18 protein-coding genes and 1 pseudogene are annotated in these 21,275 nt (G+C 74.7%); 4 read left to right on the top strand and 15 right to left on the bottom strand.

Translation table 11 applies throughout. From position 1 onward, the window contains the following. Positions 1 to 204, top strand: a pseudogene (locus tag ACRYM6_RS12310) (hypothetical protein); the annotation flags it as partial. On the opposite strand, the gene ACRYM6_RS12305 reads toward ACRYM6_RS12310, so the two are convergent. The 10 genes from ACRYM6_RS12305 to ACRYM6_RS12260 all read right to left on the bottom strand — a co-directional run bounded on the left by ACRYM6_RS12305 (position 167) and on the right by ACRYM6_RS12260 (position 10,611). Then, on the bottom strand, positions 167 to 844 hold the full coding sequence (locus ACRYM6_RS12305) for a response regulator (RefSeq protein ID WP_432543163.1): 678 nt from the start codon (positions 842 to 844) through the stop codon (positions 167 to 169). The pseudogene ACRYM6_RS12310 and the gene ACRYM6_RS12305 sit on opposite strands and share 38 nt — an antisense overlap. Beyond that, positions 841 to 3,381, bottom strand: coding sequence for a DUF4118 domain-containing protein (locus tag ACRYM6_RS12300; RefSeq protein WP_432543162.1), 2,541 nt, complete (start codon positions 3,379 to 3,381; stop codon positions 841 to 843). Before ACRYM6_RS12300 ends, ACRYM6_RS12305 begins: the two co-directional genes overlap by 4 nt. A 21-nt stretch (positions 3,382 to 3,402) precedes the next feature. Further along, entirely contained in the window at positions 3,403 to 3,993 is a 591-nt protein-coding gene (gene kdpC / locus ACRYM6_RS12295) for a potassium-transporting ATPase subunit KdpC (RefSeq protein ID WP_432543161.1), read from the bottom strand. A 2-nt stretch (positions 3,994 to 3,995) separates the two neighbouring features. Next, the gene (gene kdpB / locus ACRYM6_RS12290; RefSeq protein ID WP_432543160.1) at positions 3,996 to 6,092 is read right to left on the bottom strand and encodes a potassium-transporting ATPase subunit KdpB; all 2,097 of its coding nucleotides are present in this window, start codon (positions 6,090 to 6,092) and stop codon (positions 3,996 to 3,998) included. Continuing rightward, entirely contained in the window at positions 6,089 to 7,768 is a 1,680-nt protein-coding gene (gene kdpA, locus ACRYM6_RS12285) for a potassium-transporting ATPase subunit KdpA (protein WP_432543159.1), read from the bottom strand. The genes kdpB and kdpA overlap by 4 nt, the downstream gene beginning before the upstream one ends. After that, positions 7,768 to 7,857 (bottom strand): K(+)-transporting ATPase subunit F, encoded by a 90-nt coding sequence (kdpF, locus tag ACRYM6_RS12280; RefSeq protein ID WP_432543158.1) that lies wholly within the window; start codon positions 7,855 to 7,857, stop codon positions 7,768 to 7,770. The genes kdpA and kdpF overlap by 1 nt, the downstream gene beginning before the upstream one ends. Then, entirely contained in the window at positions 7,854 to 7,982 is a 129-nt protein-coding gene (locus ACRYM6_RS12275) for a hypothetical protein (RefSeq protein WP_432543157.1), read from the bottom strand. Before ACRYM6_RS12275 ends, kdpF begins: the two co-directional genes overlap by 4 nt. Positions 7,983 to 8,129: 147 nt before the next feature. Next, positions 8,130 to 8,777: a Type 1 glutamine amidotransferase-like domain-containing protein gene (locus ACRYM6_RS12270; protein WP_432543156.1), complete on the bottom strand. Its 648-nt coding sequence runs from the start codon at positions 8,775 to 8,777 to the stop codon at positions 8,130 to 8,132. Positions 8,778 to 8,847: 70 nt separating this feature from the next. After that, entirely contained in the window at positions 8,848 to 9,615 is a 768-nt protein-coding gene (locus ACRYM6_RS12265; protein ID WP_432543155.1) for a hypothetical protein, read from the bottom strand. Between the two features lie 96 nt (positions 9,616 to 9,711). Beyond that, positions 9,712 to 10,611 (bottom strand): sugar phosphate isomerase/epimerase family protein, encoded by a 900-nt coding sequence (locus tag ACRYM6_RS12260; RefSeq protein WP_432543154.1) that lies wholly within the window; start codon positions 10,609 to 10,611, stop codon positions 9,712 to 9,714. Between the two features lie 339 nt (positions 10,612 to 10,950). Here ACRYM6_RS12260 and ACRYM6_RS12255 point away from each other — a divergent pair, with 339 nt between their 5' ends. Next, positions 10,951 to 12,111 carry a magnesium and cobalt transport protein CorA gene (locus tag ACRYM6_RS12255; protein ID WP_432543153.1) on the top strand — a complete coding sequence of 387 codons (1,161 nt, stop codon included), beginning with the start codon at positions 10,951 to 10,953 and terminating at the stop codon, positions 12,109 to 12,111. Between the two features lie 330 nt (positions 12,112 to 12,441). Here ACRYM6_RS12255 and ACRYM6_RS12250 read toward each other — a convergent pair whose 3' ends face one another. After that, positions 12,442 to 12,594 carry an RHS repeat domain-containing protein gene (locus ACRYM6_RS12250; protein WP_432543152.1) on the bottom strand — a complete coding sequence of 51 codons (153 nt, stop codon included), beginning with the start codon at positions 12,592 to 12,594 and terminating at the stop codon, positions 12,442 to 12,444. A gap of 688 nt (positions 12,595 to 13,282) precedes the next feature. Here ACRYM6_RS12250 and ACRYM6_RS12245 point away from each other — a divergent pair. Further along, complete coding sequence (locus ACRYM6_RS12245) at positions 13,283 to 13,660, top strand: AfsR/SARP family transcriptional regulator (protein ID WP_432543151.1); 378 nt, start codon at positions 13,283 to 13,285, stop codon at positions 13,658 to 13,660. A 37-nt stretch (positions 13,661 to 13,697) separates the two neighbouring features. After that, positions 13,698 to 16,649: an ATP-binding protein gene (locus ACRYM6_RS12240; RefSeq protein WP_432543150.1), complete on the top strand. Its 2,952-nt coding sequence runs from the start codon at positions 13,698 to 13,700 to the stop codon at positions 16,647 to 16,649. 236 nt (positions 16,650 to 16,885) lie between these two features. On the opposite strand, the gene ACRYM6_RS12235 is transcribed toward ACRYM6_RS12240, so the two are convergent. From ACRYM6_RS12235 to ACRYM6_RS12220, 4 genes are read right to left on the bottom strand one after another with little or no spacing between them, the layout of a single operon-like run. Further along, the gene (locus tag ACRYM6_RS12235; RefSeq protein ID WP_432543149.1) at positions 16,886 to 19,069 is read right to left on the bottom strand and encodes a peptidase domain-containing ABC transporter; all 2,184 of its coding nucleotides are present in this window, start codon (positions 19,067 to 19,069) and stop codon (positions 16,886 to 16,888) included. Next, positions 19,066 to 19,230, bottom strand: coding sequence for a hypothetical protein (locus ACRYM6_RS12230; protein WP_432543148.1), 165 nt, complete (start codon positions 19,228 to 19,230; stop codon positions 19,066 to 19,068). Before ACRYM6_RS12230 ends, ACRYM6_RS12235 begins: the two co-directional genes overlap by 4 nt. Then, the gene (locus tag ACRYM6_RS12225) at positions 19,227 to 20,291 is read right to left on the bottom strand and encodes a TIGR04500 family putative peptide maturation system protein (protein ID WP_432543147.1); all 1,065 of its coding nucleotides are present in this window, start codon (positions 20,289 to 20,291) and stop codon (positions 19,227 to 19,229) included. Before ACRYM6_RS12225 ends, ACRYM6_RS12230 begins: the two co-directional genes overlap by 4 nt. Then, a complete protein-coding gene (locus tag ACRYM6_RS12220) occupies positions 20,236 to 21,270 on the bottom strand; it encodes an MvdC/MvdD family ATP grasp protein (protein ID WP_432543146.1) in 1,035 nt (344 codons plus the stop codon). Before ACRYM6_RS12220 ends, ACRYM6_RS12225 begins: the two co-directional genes overlap by 56 nt. Positions 21,271 to 21,275: the final 5 nt, after the last annotated feature.

The following is a 21,275-nucleotide window of genomic DNA, read 5'->3' as shown; positions in this document are numbered from 1 at the left end:
CTCACCCTGGCCACGATGGGGTACACCTCGGTGCGCGAACTGATCGGGGGTTTCGAGTACTGGGCCCGGGAGGGGCTGGCGACCGTCACCGACACCGGCCGCACCCGCCGGGAACCGGACCCGCTCGCCGCGCCCGTCCCGGCCCCCGCCCCGGGCCCCGAGGGGCTCACAGCTCGAACCGGTACCCCATCCCCGGTTCGGTGATGAGGTGCACCGGCGCCCCGGGGACCTTCTCCAGCTTGCGCCGCAGCTGCGCCACGTACACCCGCAGGTAGTTCGTCTCCCGGCCGTACCCCGGGCCCCACACCTCCTTCAGCAGCTGGGTCTGCCCGACGAGCCGGCCGGCGTTGGTGACCAGCACCTGCAGCAGGTTCCACTCCGTGGGGGTGAGGCGGACCGGTTCGCCGTCGCGGGTGACGGTGCGGCGGGCCAGGTCGATGTGCAGGCCGTCGACGTCGAGGACCTCCGGGACGCTGTCGTGGGCGGCGCCGCGGCGGACCGCGGCCCGCAGCCGGGCCAGCAGGACGTCCATCGCGAAGGGTTTCGTCACGTAGTCGTCGGCGCCGGCGTCGAGGGCGTCGACGGCGTCGGCCGAGGCGGTGCGGGCGGTGAGCACGATGATGGGCACCGGGCTCCAGCCGCGGATGCCCGCGATGACGTCGAGGCCGTCGAGGTCGGGCAGGCCGAGGTCGAGGAGCACGACGTCGGGGTGGGCGGTGGCGGCGGCCTCCAGGGCCGCGGCCCCGTCGGCGGCGACGGTGACGTCCCAGCCGCGGGCGGTGAGGTTGATCGACAGCGCCCGCCGCAGGCCGGGTTCGTCGTCGACCACGAGGACCCGGCTCACGCGGCCGACCCCCCCGGCGCCTCCGCCAGCTCGTGGGTGTGCCCGGCCAGCGGCAGGTCCAGCACCATCGTCAGCCCGCCGCCGGGGGTGTCCTCGGCGGTCAGCCGCCCCCCGACGGCCTCGGTGAGCCCGCGCGCCACGGCCAGCCCCAGGCCCAGGCCCGCGCCCGAGCGGTCCCCCAGCCGCTGGAACGGGGTGAACGCCCGGTCCTTCGCGGTCCCCGGCAGCCCGGGGCCGTGGTCGACGACGAGGAGGCGGACGACCCGGTGGGCGTCCTCGGTGGACACGCTCGCCACGACCTCCACGCTCCCCCCGCCGTGCCGCAGGGCGTTCTGCGCCAGGTTGGCGACGACCCGCTGCAGCAGGCCCGGGTCGGTCGAGACCGGCGGCAGGTCGGCGGAGACGGCCACGGCGACCGGGCCCAGGTCGCGCACGGCGGCGTGCACGACCTCCTCCAGGTCCACGACGAGCAGGTGGGGTTCGACGACGCCGCTGCGGACGCGGGTGAGGTCCAGCAGGTCGTCGATGAGCCCCTGCAACCGGTCCGCGGAGTTCCCGACCTCGGCCAGCAGTTCGTCCCGCACCTCCTCGGGCAGCTCGATGTCCTTGGCCCGCAGGCTGTCCAGCGACGCCTTGAGGGTCGCCAGCGGGGTCCGCAGGTCGTGCGAGACGGCCGTCAGGAGCGCGCCGCGCACCGCGTCGCCCTCCTCCAGACGGCGCACCTGGGCGGCTTCGGCGCGCAGCCGCTGCCGCTGCCGGACGGCGGCGATCTGGGCGGCGAAGGCCTCCAGGACGTGCCGGTCGTCGGCCCCCAGGAGCCGTCCGCGCAGGACCAGGCTGGTGTGCTCGTCCACGTCGACCTCGGCGTCGGCCTCGCCCGGGGCGGTGCAGACCGGGTCGCCGGTCGCGGCGGCGACCGTCCACGGGGCCCGCGCGTCGGCGCGTTCCAGCAGGGTGACCGAGTCGACGGCGAACGTCTCGCGGGTGTGCCGCAGCGCCTCCTGGAGCGGGTCCTTCGCCAGCAGCGCGGTGCGGGTCAGCACCGACAGCGCCTCGGACTCCGCGCGGGAGCGTCCCGCCTCGCGGCTGCGGCGCGCGGCCTTGTCGACGGTGCTGGACACCGCCACCGCGACGAGCAGGAAGACGACGAGCGCGACGGCGTTGGCGGGCTGGGCGATGGTGAACTGGTGCACGGGCTGGGTGAAGAACCAGTTGACCGCGAGGCTGCCGACCAGGGCCGCGGCCAGCGCGGGCAGCACCCCACCGATCAGCGCCGCCGCCACGACCACGACCAGGAACGCCATGAGGTCGGTGGACAGGTCCTGCCGGGGGAACAGCATCAGCAACCCCGTGACCACCAGCGGCCCCAGGAGGGCGGCGATCCAGCCGAGCGCCCGCCGCCCGCCCGACAGGGCCGCGCGGGCCGGGCGCGGCAGGCTGAACGGGCGGGCCTGCGCCTCGTGCGTGACGACGAGGACGTCGACGGGCCCGGCCCCGCGCACGACGGTGTCCCCGACGCTGGTGCGGAACAGCGAGGCGATGGGCCGGTGCCGGCTGGCGCCGACGACGATCTGGGAGGCGTTGACCCCCCGGGCGAACTGCAGCAGCGAGGCGGCGACGTCGTCGCCGACGACCTGGTGGTAGATCCCGCCCAGGCTCTCCACGAGGGCGCGCTGCTCGGCCAGCCGGGCCGGTGAGGTGCGGACCAGGCCGTCGCCGCTGGCGACGTGGACGGCGTGCAGCTCCCCGCCGGCGCCGCGGCCGGCGAGGCGGGCGGCCCGGCGCACCAGCGTCGCCCCCTCGGGCCCGCCGGTGAGCGCGACGACGACGCGCTCGCGCGCCGGCCAGGTCGCCTCGATCCCCTGCTGGGCCCGGTAGCGTTCCAGGCCCTCGTCGACGCGGTCGGCCAGCCACAGCAGCGCCAGTTCCCGCAGGGCGGTGAGGTTGCCGGTGCGGAAGTAGTTCGACAGCGCCGAGTCGACCCGGTCGGCGGCGTACACGTTGCCGTGGGACAACCTGCGCTGCAGCGCCTCGGGGGTCATGTCGACGAGCTGCACCTGGTCGGCGGCACGCAGCACCGCGTCGGGCAGGGTCTCCTTCTGCTCGATGCCGGTGATGTGCTCGACGACGTCGTTGAGGGATTCGAGGTGCTGGATGTTCACCGTGGACACGACGTCGATCCCGGCGTCGAGGAGCTCCTCGACGTCCTGCCAGCGCTTGGGGTGCTTCGAGCCCGGGGCGTTGGTGTGCGCGAGCTCGTCGACGACCGCGACCTGCGGGTGGCGGGCCAGGACGGCCTCGACGTCGAGCTCGCCGACGCTCAGGCCGCGGTGCTCGACCCGGCGCCGGGGCAGGACCTCCAGGCCCTGCAGCAGGGCCTCGGTCCGCTCCCGCCGGTGGCACTCGACGAGGGCGACGACCACGTCGGTGCCGCGCCGGGACCGCCGGTGGGCCTCGTCGAGCATCGCGTACGTCTTGCCCACGCCGGGGGCGGCGCCCAGGAACACCCGCAGCCGCCCCCTCCGCTTCTCCTCCACCCGAGCAGTCTCGCCCATCGGTCAGCCCGCGAGCTCCCGCAGCGCCACGTTCAGCTCCAGCACGTTCACGTGCTCGGCGCCCAGGAACCCCAGCTCCCGCCCCCGCACCTGCGCGGCGACGAGGTCGGCGACCTCCTGCTCGGGCAGCCCGCGGGCCGCGGCCACCCGCGCCACCTGCTGCCGCGCGTACTCCGGGGAGATGTCCGGGTCCAGCCCGGAGCCGGAGGCGGTGAGGGCGTCCGGCGCCACGTCGGCCGGGGCGGTGCCGTCGGCCGCGGCCGCGGCCGCCCGGCGCTCCTCGACGGCGGCGAGCAGGTCGCCGTCCTCCGGGCCGAGGTTGGAGGCGCCGCTGGACGTGGGGTCGTAGCCGTCGCCGGCGGCCGAGGGCCGCGGGTGGAACCACTGCGCGCCGGTGAACTGCTGGCCGATGAGCCGCGAGCCCACCGGGGCGCCGTCCACGCGGACGACCTGGCCGTCGGCGCGCTCGGGCACGACCCGGCCCACGGCGTAGACCGCGCCCGGGTAGACCAGCCCGAGGCCGGCGGTGGCCAGGAGCAGGAGCAGCAGCCCGGTGCGGAACTGCCGGAACAGGGTGGAGGTGGTGGTGGACATGGTCAGCCGAGCCCCGGGATCTGGGAGACGATGAGGTCGATGAGCTTGATGCCGATGAACGGCACGACGACGCCGCCCAGGCCGTAGACGAACAGGTTCCGCCGCAGCAGGGACGCGGCGCTGGAGGGCCGGTACCGCACCCCGCGCAGGGCCAGCGGGATCAGCGCGACGATGATCAGCGCGTTGAACACGATCGCCGAGACGATCGCGCTCTCGGGGGTGGCCAGCCGCATGACGTTCAGCACGTCCAGCTGCGGGAACGTCGTGACGAACATCGCGGGGATGATCGCGAAGTACTTGGCGATGTCGTTGGCGATGGAGAACGTCGTCAGCGCACCACGGGTGATGAGCAGCTGCTTGCCGATCTCGACGATCTCGATGAGCTTGGTCGGGTTGGAGTCCAGGTCGACCATGTTCCCGGCCTCCTTGGCCGCGGTCGTCCCCGTGTTCATCGCCACCCCGACGTCGGCCTGGGCCAGCGCGGGGGCGTCGTTGGTGCCGTCGCCCATCATCGCCACCAGGCGGCCGCCGGACTGCTCGCGGCGGATGAGCTCGAGCTTGTCCTCCGGGGTGGCCTCGGCCAGGACGTCGTCGACGCCGGCCTCGACCGCGATGGCCTGTGCGGTGCGCTCGTTGTCGCCGGTGACCATGACGGTGCGGATGCCCATGGCGCGCAGCTGCTCGAACCGCTCGCGCATGCCCTCCTTGACGACGTCCTTGAGGTGGATGACGCCGAGGACGCGGGCGGTCCCGTGCGAGTTCTCGGCCACGACGAGCGGGGTCCCGCCGGCCGTCGAGATGTCCTCGACCACCTGGCCGACCTCGGCGGGGACGTCCCCGCCGAGGGTGCGCACCCAGTGCGTCGCGGCCGCCGCGGCGCCCTTCCTGATCTCGCGGCCGTCGAGGTCCACCCCGGACATGCGGGTCTGCGCGGTGAACGGCACGAACGTCGCGCCCGGCAGTTCCCCCTCGGCGCGGGCCCGCAGCCCGTACTGCTCCTTGACCAGGACGACCACGGACCGGCCCTCGGGGGTCGCGTCGGCCAGGCTGGACAGCTGCGCCGCGTCGGCCAGCTCGGCCAGCGTCACCCCGGGGGCGGCGACGAGTTCGTGCGCCTGCCGGTTCCCCAGGGTGATGGTCCCGGTCTTGTCCAGCAGCAGGGTCCCCACGTCACCGGCGGCCTCGACGGCTCGCCCGGACATGGCCAGGACGTTGCGCTGCACCAGCCGGTCCATCCCGGCGATGCCGATGGCCGACAGCAGCGCGCCGATCGTGGTCGGGATGAGGCACACCAGCAGCGCCACCAGGACGACGGTGCTCTGCGGGTTCCCCGAGTACACCGCCATCGGCTGCAGCGTCACGACCGCGAGCAGGAACACCAGGGTCAGGCTGGCCAGCAGGATGTTCAGGGCGATCTCGTTGGGCGTGCGCTGGCGCGCGGACCCCTCGACCAGGGCGATCATCCGGTCCACGAAGCTCTCGCCGGGTTTCGCCGAGATCCGCACGACGATGCGGTCGGACAGGACCGTGGTGCCGCCGGTCACGGCGCTGCGGTCGCCGCCGGACTCGCGGATCACGGGGGCGGACTCCCCGGTGATGGCGGACTCGTCGACGCTGGCGACGCCGTCGACGACGTCCCCGTCGCCGGGGACCGTCTCCCCCGCCTCGACGACCACCAGGTCGCCGACGCGCAGCGCGCTGGAGGGGACGCGGACCTCGTCGCGGCCGTGGTCGAGCCGGCGCGCGACCGTCTCGGTGCTGACCTTGCGCAGCGACGCGGCCTGCGCGCGGCCGCGGCCCTCGGCGACGGCCTCGGCGAGGTTGGCGAACAGGACGGTGATCCACAACCAGGCCGCGATGACCCAGGCGAAGACCGACGGCTCCAGGACCGCCAGGACGGTGGTCAGGACGGCGCCGGCGGCCACGATGAACATGACCGGGGTGCGGACCAGGTGCCGCGGGTCGAGCTTGCGGAACGCGTCGGGCAGGTTCTGCACGAGCTGACGGGGGCTGAAGGCCCCGGTGGCGACCCGGTGCGGGGTGCCCGGCGCCTCGGTGCTGCTGCGCGTCGGCGCGGGGGTGTGCGTGTCGGTGCTCATGCGGTGGCTCCGGTGAGGGCTTCGGCGATCGGGCCGAGGGCCAGGGCGGGGAAGAACGTCAGCGCCGTGACGACCACGACGACGGCGGTGTGCATCCCGGCGAACGTCGGGGTGCGGGTGGGCAGGGTCCCGGCGGTCGCGGCGGCGGGTCGCTGCGCGGCGAACGCACCGGCCAGGGCGATGACCAGGACCATCGGCAGGAACCGGCCGACGTAGATCGCCAGCCCGAGCGCGGTGTTGTAGAACAGGGAGTTCGCCGACAGCCCGGCGAAGGCCGACCCGTTGTTGTTCGCCGCGGAGGCGAAGGCGTAGAGCATCTCCGTCAGCCCGTGGGGGCCGCTGTTCAGCAGCGCCGAGCGGGTGTCCTCGCTGGACAGGGCGATGGCCGCGCCGACGAGCAGCGCGAACGGCGTGGCCAGGATGTACAGCGCGGCCAGGGTGATCTCGCGCTGGCGGATGCCCTTGCCGAGGTACTCCGGCGTGCGCCCGACCATGAGCCCGCCGATGAACACGGTGAGGATGGCCAGGACGAGCATCCCGTACAGGCCCGAGCCGACACCGCCGGGGGTGATCTCGCCCATCATCATGTTCAGCATGACCATGCCGCCGCCGGCGGCGGTGTAGCTGTCGTGGAACGAGTTCACCGCCCCCGTCGAGGTCGAGGTCGTCGCGGTGGCGAACAGGGCCGAGGCCCACTCCCCGAAACGGGTCTCCTTGCCCTCCAGCGCGGCGCCGACGGCCTGCGGGACGGTGCCCAGCGCGTGCGTCTCGGCCCAGGTCGTCACGGTGAGCGAGACGCCGAAGATGAACCCCATGACCGACAGGATCGCCAGCCCCTGGCGGTGGTCACCGACCAGCGTGCCGAACGTGCGGGGCAGGCTGAACGGGATCACCAGGATGAGGAAGACCTGCAGGAGGTTCGACAGCGCGGTGGGGTTCTCGAACGGGTGCGCGGAGTTCGCGTTGAAGAACCCGCCCCCGTTGGTCCCCAGCAGCTTGATCGCCTCCTGGGAGGCGATCGGGCCACCGATGATCGACTGCGACCCGCCGGACAGCGTCGTGTACTCCGTGGCGCCGGTGAAGTTCTGCACGACGCCGGTCAGCAGCAGCAGGACCGCGCCCACCACGGAGATCGGCAGCAGGACCCGCAGCGTGCCGCGGGTCAGGTCGACCCAGAAGTTCCCGATCGTGCCGGTCCCGTGGGCCACCAGCCCGCGCACCAGGGCGACGGCGACCGCGAGGCCGACCGCAGCGGACAGGAAGTTTTGCACGGTCAACCCGGCCATCTGGACCAGGTGCCCGACGGCGGACTCGCCGGAGTAGGACTGCCAGTTGGTGTTGCCGACGAAGGAGACCGCGGTGTTCCACGCCTGCGACGGCTCCATCGCCGACATCCCCAGCGAGAGCGGCAGGGACGACTGCAGGCGCAGGAACGCGTACAGGAACAGGATGGAGGCGGTCGAGAACCCGATGACGGCCAGGGCGTACACCGGCCAGCGGGTGTCCGCGTCGCCGTCGACGCGCAGCAGGCGGTAGATCCCGCGCTCGACCCGCAGGTGCCGGGCACCGGTGAACGAGCGGGCGATGAAGTCGCCCAGCGGGACGTGCACGGCGGCGAGCAGCACGACGAGCAGGCCGATCTGCAGGAGGCCGGCGGCGGTGTCGGACAGGGTCATCAGAACCTCTCCGGTCGCAGCAGGGCGTACAGGAGGTAACCGGCGGCCAGGACGGCGAGCGCGAGGCCCACCGCCGCCTCCGGGCTCACCGGCGCTCCAGCGCGCGCACCAGCAGGGTCGCGGCGACGGCGAGGGCCAGGGTCAGGGCGACGAACCCGACGTCCAACACGGGGAACTCCCAGGAGAGGTGGTGAGGGTGGTGGTGCGCCCCCACCACAGCACCGGGCCGGCCCGCCCCCGCCGGTCCTGACGCTCCCTTGACGCCACCGGGGACCGCCGTTGACGCCTCCTTGACGGGCCCGGCCGGGCGCCGGTGGGCAGGACCCGGTGGCCGCTCACGCCGTCGCCCGCCACCGACGTGTCACCCCGCGCCCGGCAGCACGACGTAGCGCCCCTCACCGACCACCTGCACCGCGTCCCCGTCCACCGCCACGGCCCGTCCGTCAGCGAGGGCGAACGTGTCCTCGGTGAAGCCGGCGACCGCCTCGCGGACCACCTCCTCACCGGCGGAGGGGAAGTGCGGCGAGTCCAGGTGCGGCTGCACGAGGAAGTCCACCAGCCCCAGGCCGGTGGTGTCCTCGGGAGCTCGCTGCGCCGAGCGGCTCAAGCGCAGGTGCGGCCCGGTGACCATGCTGCCCGCGCTGATGCCCACGTAGACCCGTTCGCGCAGCAGCTCGCCCAGGGCCTCCTCCAGCCCGCTGCGTCGCACCCAGTGCAGGAGGTGGGTGGTGTCCCCTCCGGTCACGGCCAGCACGTCGGCCGCGTGGAGGCGGGCAGCCCACACCCGCCGCTCCAGCGCGGAGACGTCGACGATGTCGACCTGCGCGAAGCCGGCTCGCTGGAAGTTCACGTAGTCCGCGATGAGCCAGCCCTTGTCCCCCTCGACCACGTTGGCCGCCGTCGGCACCACCGCGACGCGCAGCGACGACAGCGGGCGCCGGGCCAGAGCCGCCACGGCGGCGCACGAGTCGGCGTTCACCAGCCCGGCCGATGTCAGCAGCAGCCTCACGGCACCGACAGTAGTGATCGCCGCCGCGGCGCAGCAGGAGCGGGCCGACGACGGACCGCGCGCGGTGTCCCTACCGCGCGCTGCCCGAGGTCCGCAGCGACGGCGGCCGGTCCCCCTCCAGCCCCAGCGAGACGGCGACCTCTCGCCGCGACTGCTCCTGCGTCCACGAGGTGTCCACCTCCACCGCGTGCAGCTGGTGCCGGCGGGTCTGCTCGCGCAGCTCCTCGGTGAACAACCGGTCCCGTTCCAGGAGGTTCTCCAGCGCCCGCTGCGGGTCGCTGGTGCGCCCGGCGATCTGCCACAGCCCGCCGCGGCTCTCGAGGGCGGCCCGCCGGAAGCCCGGCGTGGGCAGCAACCACACCGCACGGCGCGCATCGGCCAGCAACGGCCTGACCAGGTGCGGCAGCAGGCGGAACCCCTCCACCAGCATTCCCGGTCGTGCGGGACCTCCGCCCGCTCCGGCCCCTCCGGTCGTCCCGATCGTGGTCAGCAGGTCCTCGAGGATCAGGTGGAAGCCCTCTCCGCGGTACCAGTGGAAGGTTTCCAGCATCACCCGCGGTGGTCGGTGCACCCAGCGCTCGTCCATGCTCATCGCTCCGAAGGCGTGCAGGTGGGGGCACTGCCGTGCAGGGCAGCGACGCGCGTGATCGGCCATGACGTCGTCGGTGCTGCAGAGCCGCAGCCCGTGCTGCTCGGCCAGGGCAGCGGCGATCGTCGACTTGCCCGCTCCGCTGCCGCCGCCGAGCCAGTACACGGTGCGCAGCTGGGCCCGCAGCCCGGCGACGTCCACGCCCACCTCCACGTCCACCTCCACGTCCACCTCCTGACCTGCCGGCACCGCCGGCACCGCCGGCACCGCCGTCACGGTCACCCCGCGACCCGCGCGGCCGTCGCCGAGCGGCCGCGCCCGGAACGCGGCCTCCCGGTCGAGCGATCAGCCGAGGACGTCCTCCACGATCGCGCGCTGGACAGCCAGCCCCGCCCACTCGTCGTCGTCGACCGCGTCGTAGACCAGGGCCAGCGGCCCGGCGTACCCGGCGTACCCGGCGTCGAGGATCGCGGACAGGCTCGCGCGGTAGTCCACCTCGTCGACCTCGCCCCGGTCCCAGTGCGCCTTCGCGTGGCAGGTCTCCGCGTAGGGGGCGACCTCGGCCAGGTCGGCGTACTTGCCCGGGCCGCTCCAGTTCCCCAGGTCCACCAGCAGTCCCACCGCCCCGTCCAGGGGGTCCAGGACGGCCCGCACGTCCGCGGCGTCGCGCGTCACGTCACCCCAGTTCTCGGTGACGACGCGCAGGTCCCCGGCGCGGGCGGCGATGCGGCCCAGCGCCCTGGAGCTGTCGGCCTGCGCGGTGTCGGTGCGGGTCTTGCCGGCCACCACCCGGATCCGGGTGGCTCCCAGCGCGGTGGCGTCGGCGAGGTGGGAGGAGATCCACGCCTCCTCCCGCGCGGCCTCGCTCGGGTGCGTCAGGTCACCGTCGTCCACCAGCAACGCGTCCAGCACGACACCGGCCTCGGCCAGCGCCGCGCGCAGTTCGGCGAGGTAGCCGGCGTCGCGGTGCGGCAGGTGGAAGTGGCACAGCTGCACGGTGCGGTAGCCGTGGTCGCGCAGCGCCGCGGGCAGCTCCAGCAGCGGCAGCCCAGCGGGTTCGGTGGTGGTCCCGGCCCGGAACCGGCCCAGGGTGCGGTCCAGGGACCAGGCGTGGACCGCCGCAGCCCGCAGGGGATCGGGGCCGGGATCGGTGTCGGTGTCGTCGCTGACCGTCATGTCCTCAGCATCCCGCACGCGCACCTCCGCGCCCTCGGCCGAACCCCCGCCCGTGAGCACCACGGTCACGTCGATGTCCTGCCGTTCGGTCGGAGCCGTCGCGTGACGTTCCCACACCTCCAGGAGCGGACGAGGTGTTGCAACGCACCACGACGGCACGGGCAGGAGGTCTCCGCGGCCCGCCCGCCCCGCTCCACGGTCATCCCGCGCTGCGGGCGCCTCGCGGTCGTGGCGTCGGTCAGGACACCGCACTGCCGCGCTGCCCCCCTCCGTGCGCTCGCGCACCCGAGTGGCCCCTCACGCCGTCGAGGCCGCTCCCCGACCCGGCTGGGCACCCCGCCCGGCTTAGGCTCTTGCTCGTCCACCGCCACCCCGGCTCGGGGAAGCACAGCACGCCGGGAGAAGCCAGTGCCGCAGCAGCCTCCGCACCCGCCCCGTCAGCGTTCCTCGCGCAGCACGGACGACGCCGCGCGACAGCCGGCCACCACGCTCGGCTCCTCCCCCGGGCCCGACGCCGCCGACCTCGCCCACCTGCCGGTGGTCGCCTGCAAGCTCTACCGGGCCGACGGACGCCAGCAGCAGGTCTCCGACCTGGACGGCGCGCTGGCCACCGCCGAAGCCGACGGCGGCTTCGTCTGGATCGGCCTGCACGACACCACCGCCGAAGACGTCCACCGGCTCGCCGCGACGTTCGACCTGCCGGCCCTGGCCGTCGAGGACGCGATCAACGCCCACCAGCGACCGAAGTTCGAGCGGTACCCGAACCTGACCTTCGCCGTCCTCAAACCCGTGCGCTACGTCGACCACGACGAGGTCGTCGACGTCAGCGAGGTGGCCGTGTTCCTGGGCAGCCACTTCCTGATCACCGTCCGGCACGGGGAGTCCAGCGTCGTGGCCGACGTCCGCGCCGACCTCGAAGCACCCGTGACCGGCCCAGGTCCCTCCTCGCCGGCCGAGGCGCCGGCGCTGAGCCCGGTCGGGGTGCTGTACCGGCTGCTGGACCGGGTCGTCGACGGGTACACCGACGCCGTGGAGGGCATCGCGGTCGACGTCGAGGACATCGAGGAACAGGTCTTCAGCGGCGGGCAGGACGAGCACGCCGAGCGGATCTACAAGCTCAAGCGGGAGGTGCTGGAGTTCCGGCGGGCGGTGTTCCCGTTGGTGACCCCGTTGCAGCGCATGGTCGACGGCGACCCTGCGGGCGCGACCGCATCGTTGATCGCCGAGGCGAAGCGGCCGTACTACCGCGACGTGCTGGACCACCTGCTGCGGGCGGCCGACGCGATCGACGGCTACGACAAGTTGCTGACCGACGTGCTGCAGGCCCACCTCACCCAGGTCGGGGTCCGGCAGAACCGGGCCAGCGCGCAGCAGAACGAGGACATGCGCAAGATCTCGGCCTGGGCGGCGATCGCCCTGGTGCCCACGGCCATCGCGGGCATCTACGGCATGAACTTCGACAACATGCCCGAACTGTCGACCCGGTACGGCTACTTCGTCGTCCTGGCCGTGATCGTCGTCGTGTGCGTGGGGTTGTACGTCGTCTTCCGCGCCAGGAAGTGGCTCTGATCCGGGACGTCCCGCCCCGGGTGCGAGCCAGGCGTCAGCAGGAGGTTTCGACGACCAGCAGGTGGGCGGGCTCGCCGCCGTCCCGGCGCAGGATCCGGCGACCCTGCCCGGCGTCGCACCGACGCGCCCCGGCCCCGTCCTCCGCGTCAGCCGTCCAGCACCTCGCCCCTCCCGCTGCGCCCGGGCGTGGTTCCTCGCCCCCTCGACGACGTCGTCGACCTCCGCCCGGACGTCGCCGACGGTCACCTCGACGAGCGGCCCGCTGAGGAGGGGTCGAACCGTCGAGAACCCGACGAATCGTGAGGATGCGGCACGGGCGGCGGCGCACCGTCATAGGGTGTGCACGCTCAGTGCTCGCCGGACGTGGGGTTCCTGCTGAGGAGGGGTGATGACGAGGACGAGGCGACCGCGGGCCGGGTAGGCGGCGACGCGGCTGCCGGCCGCGTCGGTGACGGTGGCGAGCCACCCCCACCGGGGCGCCACGTCACCCTCCCCTCGGTCCGGGGCAGGTGGAGCCGGGTCCGCTCGTGGGCGGTGCGGTCGTGGCCGGGCAGCAGCGAAGGGGCGGGAGCGGTAGCCGGCACCGTCCTCACCCGGGCAGCGGACGGCGTGGATGCCGCAGCCGACGGACCAGACGCAGGCGCGGGCCCAGGACGCGGCGGGGGTGGGGCCCTCCCCACCGGGGACGACCTCGGTGCAGGGCGAGCGAGGACGGTCGTGCAGGACGCTGTGCAGGTAGCCGTGGTCGAGGCGGTGAGGTCGTGCGGCGTCGCCGCGACCGTGGAACCGCCGGGCACCGCCACCGGGGATGAGGGGAGTTCCGTGACGCCGGTCCGCACCGGGTCTCCTGCGCCGGCCTGCTCGTCGCGTCGAACTGCCCGACGGGTGTGTCGGCGATCGGCCAGGTCGACGTCGCACGACCTCGGCAGCCCCCGCGACGGAGGCCCGCCGCCACGGCGGGGACGGGCAGGCTCAGCCCGGGTCGGGCTGCGGCGCGGTCCCGGGAACCCCTCAGCCGGTCCGTCCTCCTCGTGCCCGCCGACGACGGGCAGGTCGATCGAGTGATCGGCCTGAGCGCCGCAGTCGGGGACCTGACGGTCCGCGGTGCGTCACCGACGTCCACGGTCGGTACAGCCAGGTGTTGATGAACAGTCCGCGCAGGAGATCGCACATGTACTTCCAAGTGTTGGGTCCTCTCCACGCTTTCGCGGGGGGTGAGCGCTTCGACATCGGCGCACCGCAGCAGCGGGCCGTCCTGGCCGTGCTGCTGGCGGGAGCAGGACGCACCGTCAGCACGTCCACGCTGGTGGAACGGGTCTGGGGCGAGGGTGCCGGTTCCTCCAGCGCGGCGTTCCTGCAGGTGGTGATCTCCCGCCTGCGCAAGCAGCTGTCCAGCGCCGGTGCCCCCGTCATCGTGACGACCGCACCGGGCTACCGCCTGGAAGTGGCCCGCGAGGAGGTGGACGGGCACCTGTTCGAGGACCTGTTCACCGCCGCCCGCCGACTGGCCGCCCGCAACGAGGTGGCACCCGCGCGCGCGGATCGGTGAAGCGCTGGCCCTGTGGCGCGGGCAGCCCTACGCGAACGTGCGCGCGGAGGTGGTCTCCGACGAGGTGGCGCGACTGGAGGGGTTGTGGCTGGCCGCCACGGAACTGGCCGCGGAGCTGGACCTGGTGCTGGGCAGGCACGAGGACGTCGCCGCGCGACTGCCCGCCGTCGTGGCCGCGCACCCGCTGCGCGAGGGGTTGCGCGGCGCGCTGCTGCTGGCTCTGTACCGGTGCGGGGAACAGGCGAGCGCGCTGAACCTGTACGAGCAGACGCGTGCGCTGCTGGCCGACGAACTCGGCACCGACCCCTCACCGCAGCTGCAGCGGCTGCACGAGCTGATGCTGCACCAGGACCCGGTGCTGCTGGCGTCCGACCCCGTCACCGCCCCCACCGTCGAGACCACGGCTGCGCCCACCGCCGCCCCCGGCACCGTTCCCGACGAGCACGGCACCCGGGCCGGGCACGGCACCCGCGCCGAGGGGTCCGCTGGCGCGAGCGCCGCAGCGGACGGCGCCGGCGAGGCGATGGTCGGCCGCGCACGGGAACTGGCGCACTGCCTGGGGGCCTGGCGGCGGGCGGCCACGGGCGCACCCAGCAGCATCGCCCTGACCGGCGAGGCCGGGGTCGGCAAGACCCGTCTGGCGGAGGAGCTGGCGCACCACGTGCAGGCCGACGGCGGGCAGGTGGTGTGGGGGCGGTGCACCGACGGCACCGGCGCACCTGCGTACTGGCCCTGGCGGCAGGTGCTCACCGCCCTGGCGAACTCCCGGGAGCCCTCGGCCGTGGCACGCGCCACCGCCGGGCGAGGCGCCGCGGCGGCCCTGCTGCTGCCGGGAGCGGGTTCGGTCCCGGCAGCGGCGGGGACCGGGAGGTCCGCTCCCGCCCCGGACATCGCGGGCATGGCCCCGGAGGCAGCGCGCACGGTGCTCTTCGAGGCGGTGACGGCCTTCCTCGAGCAGCTGGCCGTCCAGCAGCCGCTGACGGTGATCGTCGAAGACCTGCACTGGGCCGACCCGGAGACGCTGCAGCTGACCGAGCACGTCGTCACCCGGGCCACCGGTGCCCGTCTGTGCCTGGTGCTGACGTTGCGCGATCCGGAGGCCTCCAGCGACGAGGCGCGCGACCGCGTGCTGTCACTGGCCAGCCGGCTGCCGCACGCCCGCCAGCTGCACCTGCGGGGTCTGTCGACCGCCGACGTGCAGCGCTACGCGGCGCAGCGGCTGGCGGCGCCCGTGGAGGCCGCAGCCGCCCAGCGCCTGCACGAGCGCACCAACGGCAACCCCTTCTTCATCGCCGAGCTGGTGCGGCTGCTGGCCGAGGAGCGCGCCAGCAGCGACGGCGCGGACCTGGAGGTGCCCCGCAGCGTGCAGGCCGTCCTCGAACGGCGCCTGGTGCACCTGGGACCGGGAGCACGGCAGGTGCTGGAGGCTGCCGCGGTCCTGGGGCGGGAGTTCGAGGTGCGGCTGCTGGCCGAGGTGCTCGGGCGTTCGCCCCTGGCGCTGGTCGACGACCTGGACACCGCGACGGCAGCCGGGATCGTGCACGCCGAGCCGGGCACCACCGGGGTGTACTCGTTCACGCACGCCCTGGTCCAGGAGGTGCTGCTGGCCGCCACCGGGCCGATGCGGCGCTCGGCGCTGCACGCGCGCACGGCCGAGGTGCTGGAGGGTGTGCACGCCGACGACCTCGAGCCCGCGGCCGCGCGACTGGCGCACCACCACACCGCGGCCGGCGCTCTGACCGACCCTGAACGAGCCGTGCGCGCGTGCCTGCTGGCCGCCGAGGTCGCCGGGCGGCACGCCGCCCACTCCGAGGCCGAGCAGCACCTGCGTACCGCGCTGGCGCGGTCGAGCGCGGGTGCCGGTCCGCGCTCGGCGCAGCTGGAGCTGGAGGTGCGGGTGCGGCTGGGGTCGCTGCTGACCCTGCTGCACGGCTACAACACCGCCGAGGTCGCCCAGCACCGACACCGGGCGGTGCACCTGGCCGAGCAGGTGGGCACCACCGGTCACCTGTTCTCGGCGCTGTGGGGAGCGTGGGGGGTGGCCCTGGTCTCCGGCGACTTCCCCGCAGCCGAAGCGGCGGCGCTGCAGCTGGCGCGAGCCGCGGAGCGCCGTGACGACGCGGTGCTGCGCCTGGCCCACCACCACGCGCTGGGGCAGGTGCGCCTGCACCAGGGGCGCCTGCACGAGGCGCGCAGCGACCTGTCGGCGGCCACCGCGCTGGCCGAGGAGCACTCCGGGCAGGTGGACCTCGCGTTGTTCCTGCAGCACCCGGCGGTGACCGCGCCGGCGTGGCTGGCGGTGGTGCTGACCCTCCTCGGTGAGGCCGAGGAGGCCGAGGAGGTCTCCGGACGGGCCCGGGAGGCGGCAGCTGCGCTGCGGCACGACTACACCAGCGCGTACCGCACGGTGCTCGAGGGCTGGCGGGCGGCGTTCCGGGACGATCCGCACGCGGCGCTCGAGACCACCGAGGCGGGGCTGCGCCTGAGCACCGGACGAGGCTTCGAGCAACTGACGGCCTTCGCCACGGCCCCCCACGGGTGGGCGCTGGCGCGGCTCGGGCGCACCGGTGAGGGCGTGAGCGAGCTGGAACGGGCGCTGGAGACCTTCCAGGCGTCACCCGCCGGGCACATGTTCGGCCACCTCATGCACGGTGCGCTGGCCGAGGCGCTGGCCGAGGCCGGGCGCTGGCAGGACTCCGCGCGCGCTGCCCGCCGCGCCGTGACGGAGTCCGAGCGCACCGGCGAGCGGTTCTTCCTGCCCCGGGTGCACCTGGCGCTGGCCCGCGCGCTGGCCCGCACCGGCGCCGGGGCGGAGGAGGTCCAGGCCCAGCTGGACCACGCACTGGTGACAGCGGAGGTCAGCGGAGCGGCGGGCGTGGCCGACGAGGTGCGCCGGGAGCGGGCTGCGCACGCTGCGGCCCACCCCCACCTGCGTCCGCGGCCACGGGTCGTGGACCTCTCCCCCCGCGTCGGGGTCCGGTCGACGTGACGGCGGGCCGCCACGACGGCGGTCACCCGGGGCGAACAGCGACTCCACCGCGTCGGGCGGGTCGACGTCCTCCCCGAAGGGCTGCCGGGCGCAGGTGGCTCCCGGGTCCACCCCCTCCCGTCCGCCCCCACTCCGTCGGGGCGGTCCGGAGCCGGGCCCCTCGGGTTCGGCCACGCTCGTCGTCCTCCGCCGGAGGTCGTCGGCCGGAGTCGTCCCGGACCTGCGCGCCGGCGGGATCACGGCCGCGCGTCGGCCGCCCACGGCTCCGCCGTCCCCCGTGCGTGGGCCGCGACCATCCCGGCGTAGTGCCCGCCGGCGGCCAGGAGGTCCTCGGGCCGTCCGCGTTCGACGACCCGGCCGTCGTCCACGACGACGACCAGGTCGGCGTCACGGACCGTGGAGAGGCGGTGGGCGATGACGATGCGGGTGATGGGCAACCGCGCCAGGTTCTCCTCGATGCGCGCCTCGGTCCCCGGGTCCAGGTGGCTGGTGGACTCGTCCAGCAGGAGCAGCCGGGGCTCGCCGAGCAACGCGCGGGCCAGGGCCAGACGTTGCCGCTGACCACCGGACAGGCCCCCGCCGTCCACGAGCAGGGTGTCGTAGCGCATGGGCATGCCTTCGACGTCGTCGTGCAGGCACGCCGTCCGCGCGGCGGCGACGACCCGCTCGAACGAGGCGTCCGGGTCGGACAGGCGGATGTTGTCCGCGATCGTGCCGGTGAACAGCGCCGGCGACTGCACCACGACGCCGAAGTGCTGGCGCAAGGCGGTCCGCTCGTAGTGGTGGGCGGGCACGCCGTCGTAGCGCACCTCCCCGGACGTGGGCTCGTGCAGGCCCAGCAGCAGCCGGGCCAGGGTGCTCTTGCCGGCACCGGAAGGACCGACCACGGCGATCTTCTGACCCGGCGCGACGTCGAGGTCGACGTCCTGCAGCACCCACGGCCCGCGAGGGTCGTGGCGGAACGAGACACCGCGCAAGGACACCGCCCCCCGCAACCGCTGCACGCGCAGACCGCCCACCGGCTCCGGTTCGGCGGCGAGCACGTCGACCAGACGGTCCAGGTGCGCCGCCGCTGACTGGAGCTGCTGCAAGCTCGTCATGACGGAGGACAAGGGCACGAGGGCGGCCCCTGCCAGGCTGCTGAGCGCCAGGAGCTCACCCAGCCCCAGGTGCCCGCCGAGCAGCCGCCAGGCACCCACCCACAGCAGCGCCAGGGGCGCGGCGAAGCGCAGGGCGGTGAGCACTGCGTCCAGGGCGCCCTGGGCCAGACCCGCCTCGGTGTCCGCGCGCAACCGGGCGGAGAAGCTGGCCGACCAGCGGCGCAAGGCCCTGGCCTCGGCGCCCGCGGCCTTGAGGGTCTCGATGCCCGAGACGGCTTGCATCAGGTGGCTCTGGCTCTCCGCGTCCGCCGCCAGCTCACGCCGGGTCAGGGCGGCGATGCGCCCGGTGCTCGCCAGCAGCAGCACCACCTGCGCGACGGTGAGGCCGGCGAGGACACCACCCACGACCGGGTCCCGCACCAGGATGAGGACCACGTAGCCGAGGGCGAGCGGAGCGTCGAGCAGGGCGGCGAGGACTTGCCCCGTGACGCCGTCCCGCACCACCGACACGCCCCCGACGCGGCTGAGCACGTCGGACGTGCCGCGGCGGGTGAACCAGCTGTGAGGCAGGGAGAGCAGGTGGGCGACGAGGCCGCCGGTGAGGTCGGCGTCGGAACGGGCGCGCAGCCGGACCAGCAGGACGGCCCGCAGGTAGCCGGTGAGCGCCTGGGCGACGACGGCGAGGAGCACGGCGGCGCCGAGCAGGTGCAGCAGGTCCACCGCGGCGGCCGGGGTCGTACCGGCGTGCGGCAGCACCCGGTCCACCAGTGCCTCGGTGCTGACCGGGATGACGAGAGCCGTCAGCTGCAGCAGCAGCGACGCCAGGAGCACCTGCGCCAGCAGCCCTCGACGGCGCAGCAGGAGCGTGCTGAGGACGCGTCGGCGGAGCGGGGCGTCAGGACGGCGGCGGCGGCGCTCGAAGCCCGGGCCGGGCCGCAGCACGAGGGCCACGCCGCTGAAGCGCTCGGCGAGCTCGGCGGGTGTCCACCGCTGCCGACCGCCGCCGGGGTCGACCACGTCGGCGCCGTGGGCACCGGCGCCCTCCAGCACGACGAAGTGGCCGTGCCGCAGGTGCACCACCACGGGACCCGGCAGGTCGCCGAGGTCCTCCGGCGCCACGCGCACCGCGCGGGTCTCGAGACCCGAGGCTCGCGCGGCCTGGACGAGGGCCAGGGCGCTCAGGCCGTCGCGACCGGGCTGCAGGAGCGCGGTCAGCTCCGTCAGGGAGGTGGCGCGGCCGTGGTGGCGCAGCACCATCGTCAGGCACGCGGCGCCGCACTCGGTGGGGGTGGTCTGCAGCACCACGGGGGTGCGCCTCACAGTGCCCCGCCTCCCGTGACGGCGTGCAGGAGACCCACGGTCGCCGGCAGCAGGAGGGCGAGCAGCAGCCACAGGAGGGTGCAGCGACGCCGGCCCGTCCGCGGCGCCTCGACGACGGGCGTGAGGGTGGTGGGGGGCGCGGCGGGTCCCTGGGCGTTCACAGCCAGTGCCAGGTGGTCGTCGCCGCAGCGCGGCGCGTGGCCAGCCACGCCGAGAGCGCGGCCTGGCCCGCGGCGTCCAGGGTGGCGCGGTCGTGCACGGCGGGACTGCGCCGCACGACGAGCCCGACGACCTCTCCCTCCCCGTCCTCCACGGGGACCGGGCCCACCAGGTCCCCGGCCGCCGCGGCGCGGAAGGCCGCCGGGAGTCGCCCCGCGAAGCCCTCCCCCACGACGAGCTCCGTCCCCGGCAGGTCGGTGGCCGCCGCGGTGAGGACGTGCAGCGCCGCCTCGACGCCCTTCCCGTCCAGCGCGGCGGCAGCCACAGTGGCCGGGGCGGCCAGCGAGGGGCCGGTCAGGCGTGCGGCGAGCACCCGGTCGAAGTCGGTGCGGTGACGGGCGAGGTGCTCCTCCGCCAGCTGCTGCTCGAGGCGCCGACGCGCCCGCCGGCGCAGCGCGTCGTCGTGGGCGGTCCGCTCGACCTGTTCCGGGGTGAGCCCGGCGTCGCGCATCCACGCCAGGACCGACTCCCGGGTGAGCAGGCCGCGGGCCCGGCGCATCGCGTCGACGGCTTCCTGCAGCTCGCGCGCGTCGACCGCTCCGCCGTCCGCGCGGGCTTCGGCCATCAGCAGGCACTGGTCGACCAGGTGCTCCAGGACCGTGGCGTTGCGCTCGGCGATGCCGCGCAGCATCGTCATCGCCTGCGGCACGGTGATGTGCTCGTCGTCGACCGAGACCACGACGTCGGCGGCCCAGTGCGTCGAGTGGTCCACCAGCCAGGCGCGGCCGTCGTCGTCGGAGACGGAGAGTGCGATCGTGCCCCCACCGGGGGCGGTCAGCAGCAGGTCGTTGTCGACCACGACCGTGCCGGGTCGTTCGTCGACGACCAGCTCGGCTCGGGCGGCGGGGTGCGCGGCGGCCCAGGCGCTCACCGCTGCGTGCGCCGCGGCGGTGGCCCCGCGCCGGCGGGGCAGACCGCGCAGCAGCTCGACGGCCGAGGCCAGCACGTCACCGTCGAGCGCCGACGGGTGCGTGGGTGGAGGCTGCAGGGCGGAGGTGGTCATGGCGGACTCCTGCGGTGGTGGTGGCGGCGACGAGGTGGTCGGCGATCGCCGAGGTGATGGGCGCTCCGGTGACCTCCTCCAGCCACCCGTACTCGCCGGTGGGGTTGACCTCGAGGAAGACGTGCTGCCCGTGGGGGGTCAGGACGAGGTCCAGCGCCGCGTAGGTCAGGCCGAGGCTGCTGACGAAGCGGGCGCAGCGACGCCGGACGTCGTCGGGGAGGCGGTGCTCGCGGTAGGAGACCCGGTCGTGGTCGTAGTGGCGCCAGTCGTCCACGCCGACGCGGGAGGCCTGCGAGTCGATGGAGAAGCTGAAGACGGCGTCGTCGACGACGACGACGCGCAGCTCCAGCGCCTTGGGCACCCGTGGCTGCAGCACCACCGGCGCAGCGCGCAGCCGGTGCCGGGAGGTGAGCATCCGCCGTCCGACGGGGGTGGTGTAGGTGCGGTGCTCCTGCCCGTCGACGAGGACACCGGTGGGCTCGACCGGCTTGGCGATCAGGTCGCCGCCGGCACGACGGTGGGCCGGCACCAGCTCGCGCGGGTCGTTGGTGAACAGGGTCTCGGGCACGTGGAACCCCGCGGCACGGGCGAGGGCGAGGTTGACGGCCTTGTTGTGCGCCCGGCTCATCGCCGGGTAGCGCCCGGGGACCCACGGCACGTCCAGCAGCTCCCACAGCCCCGCGACGAGGGAGTGGCACTGCAGCGCGGCGTACCGCTGGTGCGCGGGGTCGGCGGTGGGCAGCGGATCGGGCTGGCCCGGGGCGCGGTACCAGACAGCCCGCACGCCGGTCAGGTCCACCTGCTCGCGATCGGTGTCGAGGTCGACGGCCAGGCCCTGGCGCCCGACACGGACGGTGAGGGCACTGGTCGCGGGCAGGGTGGCGGGGTCCCAGGCGAGGACGTTCGCGCCGCGCTCGCGCAGGGCGGTGACGAGGGCGCTGGTCGTGGCGTCGTCCCGGGCGCTGAGGGCCAGGATCACGGTCT

Origin of the sequence: Kineococcus rugosus (assembly GCF_050871975.1) — a bacterium.
GTDB lineage: Bacteria > Actinomycetota > Actinomycetes > Actinomycetales > Kineococcaceae > Kineococcus.
This window is presented reverse-complemented; position numbering and strand designations above follow the sequence as displayed.

Bases quoted from the DNA above. Each gene is read 5' to 3' on its own strand.
- kdpC (WP_432543161.1), bottom strand. From the start codon at position 3,993: ATGTCCACCACCACCTCCACCCTGTTCCGGCAGTTCCGCACCGGGCTG.
- kdpB (WP_432543160.1), bottom strand. From the start codon at position 6,092: ATGAGCACCGACACGCACACCCCCGCGCCGACGCGCAGCAGCACCGAG.
- kdpA (WP_432543159.1), bottom strand. From the start codon at position 7,768: ATGACCCTGTCCGACACCGCCGCCGGCCTCCTGCAGATCGGCCTGCTC.
- ACRYM6_RS12245 (WP_432543151.1), top strand. From the start codon at position 13,283: ATGTACTTCCAAGTGTTGGGTCCTCTCCACGCTTTCGCGGGGGGTGAG.
- ACRYM6_RS12225 (WP_432543147.1), bottom strand. From the start codon at position 20,291: ATGACCACCTCCGCCCTGCAGCCTCCACCCACGCACCCGTCGGCGCTC.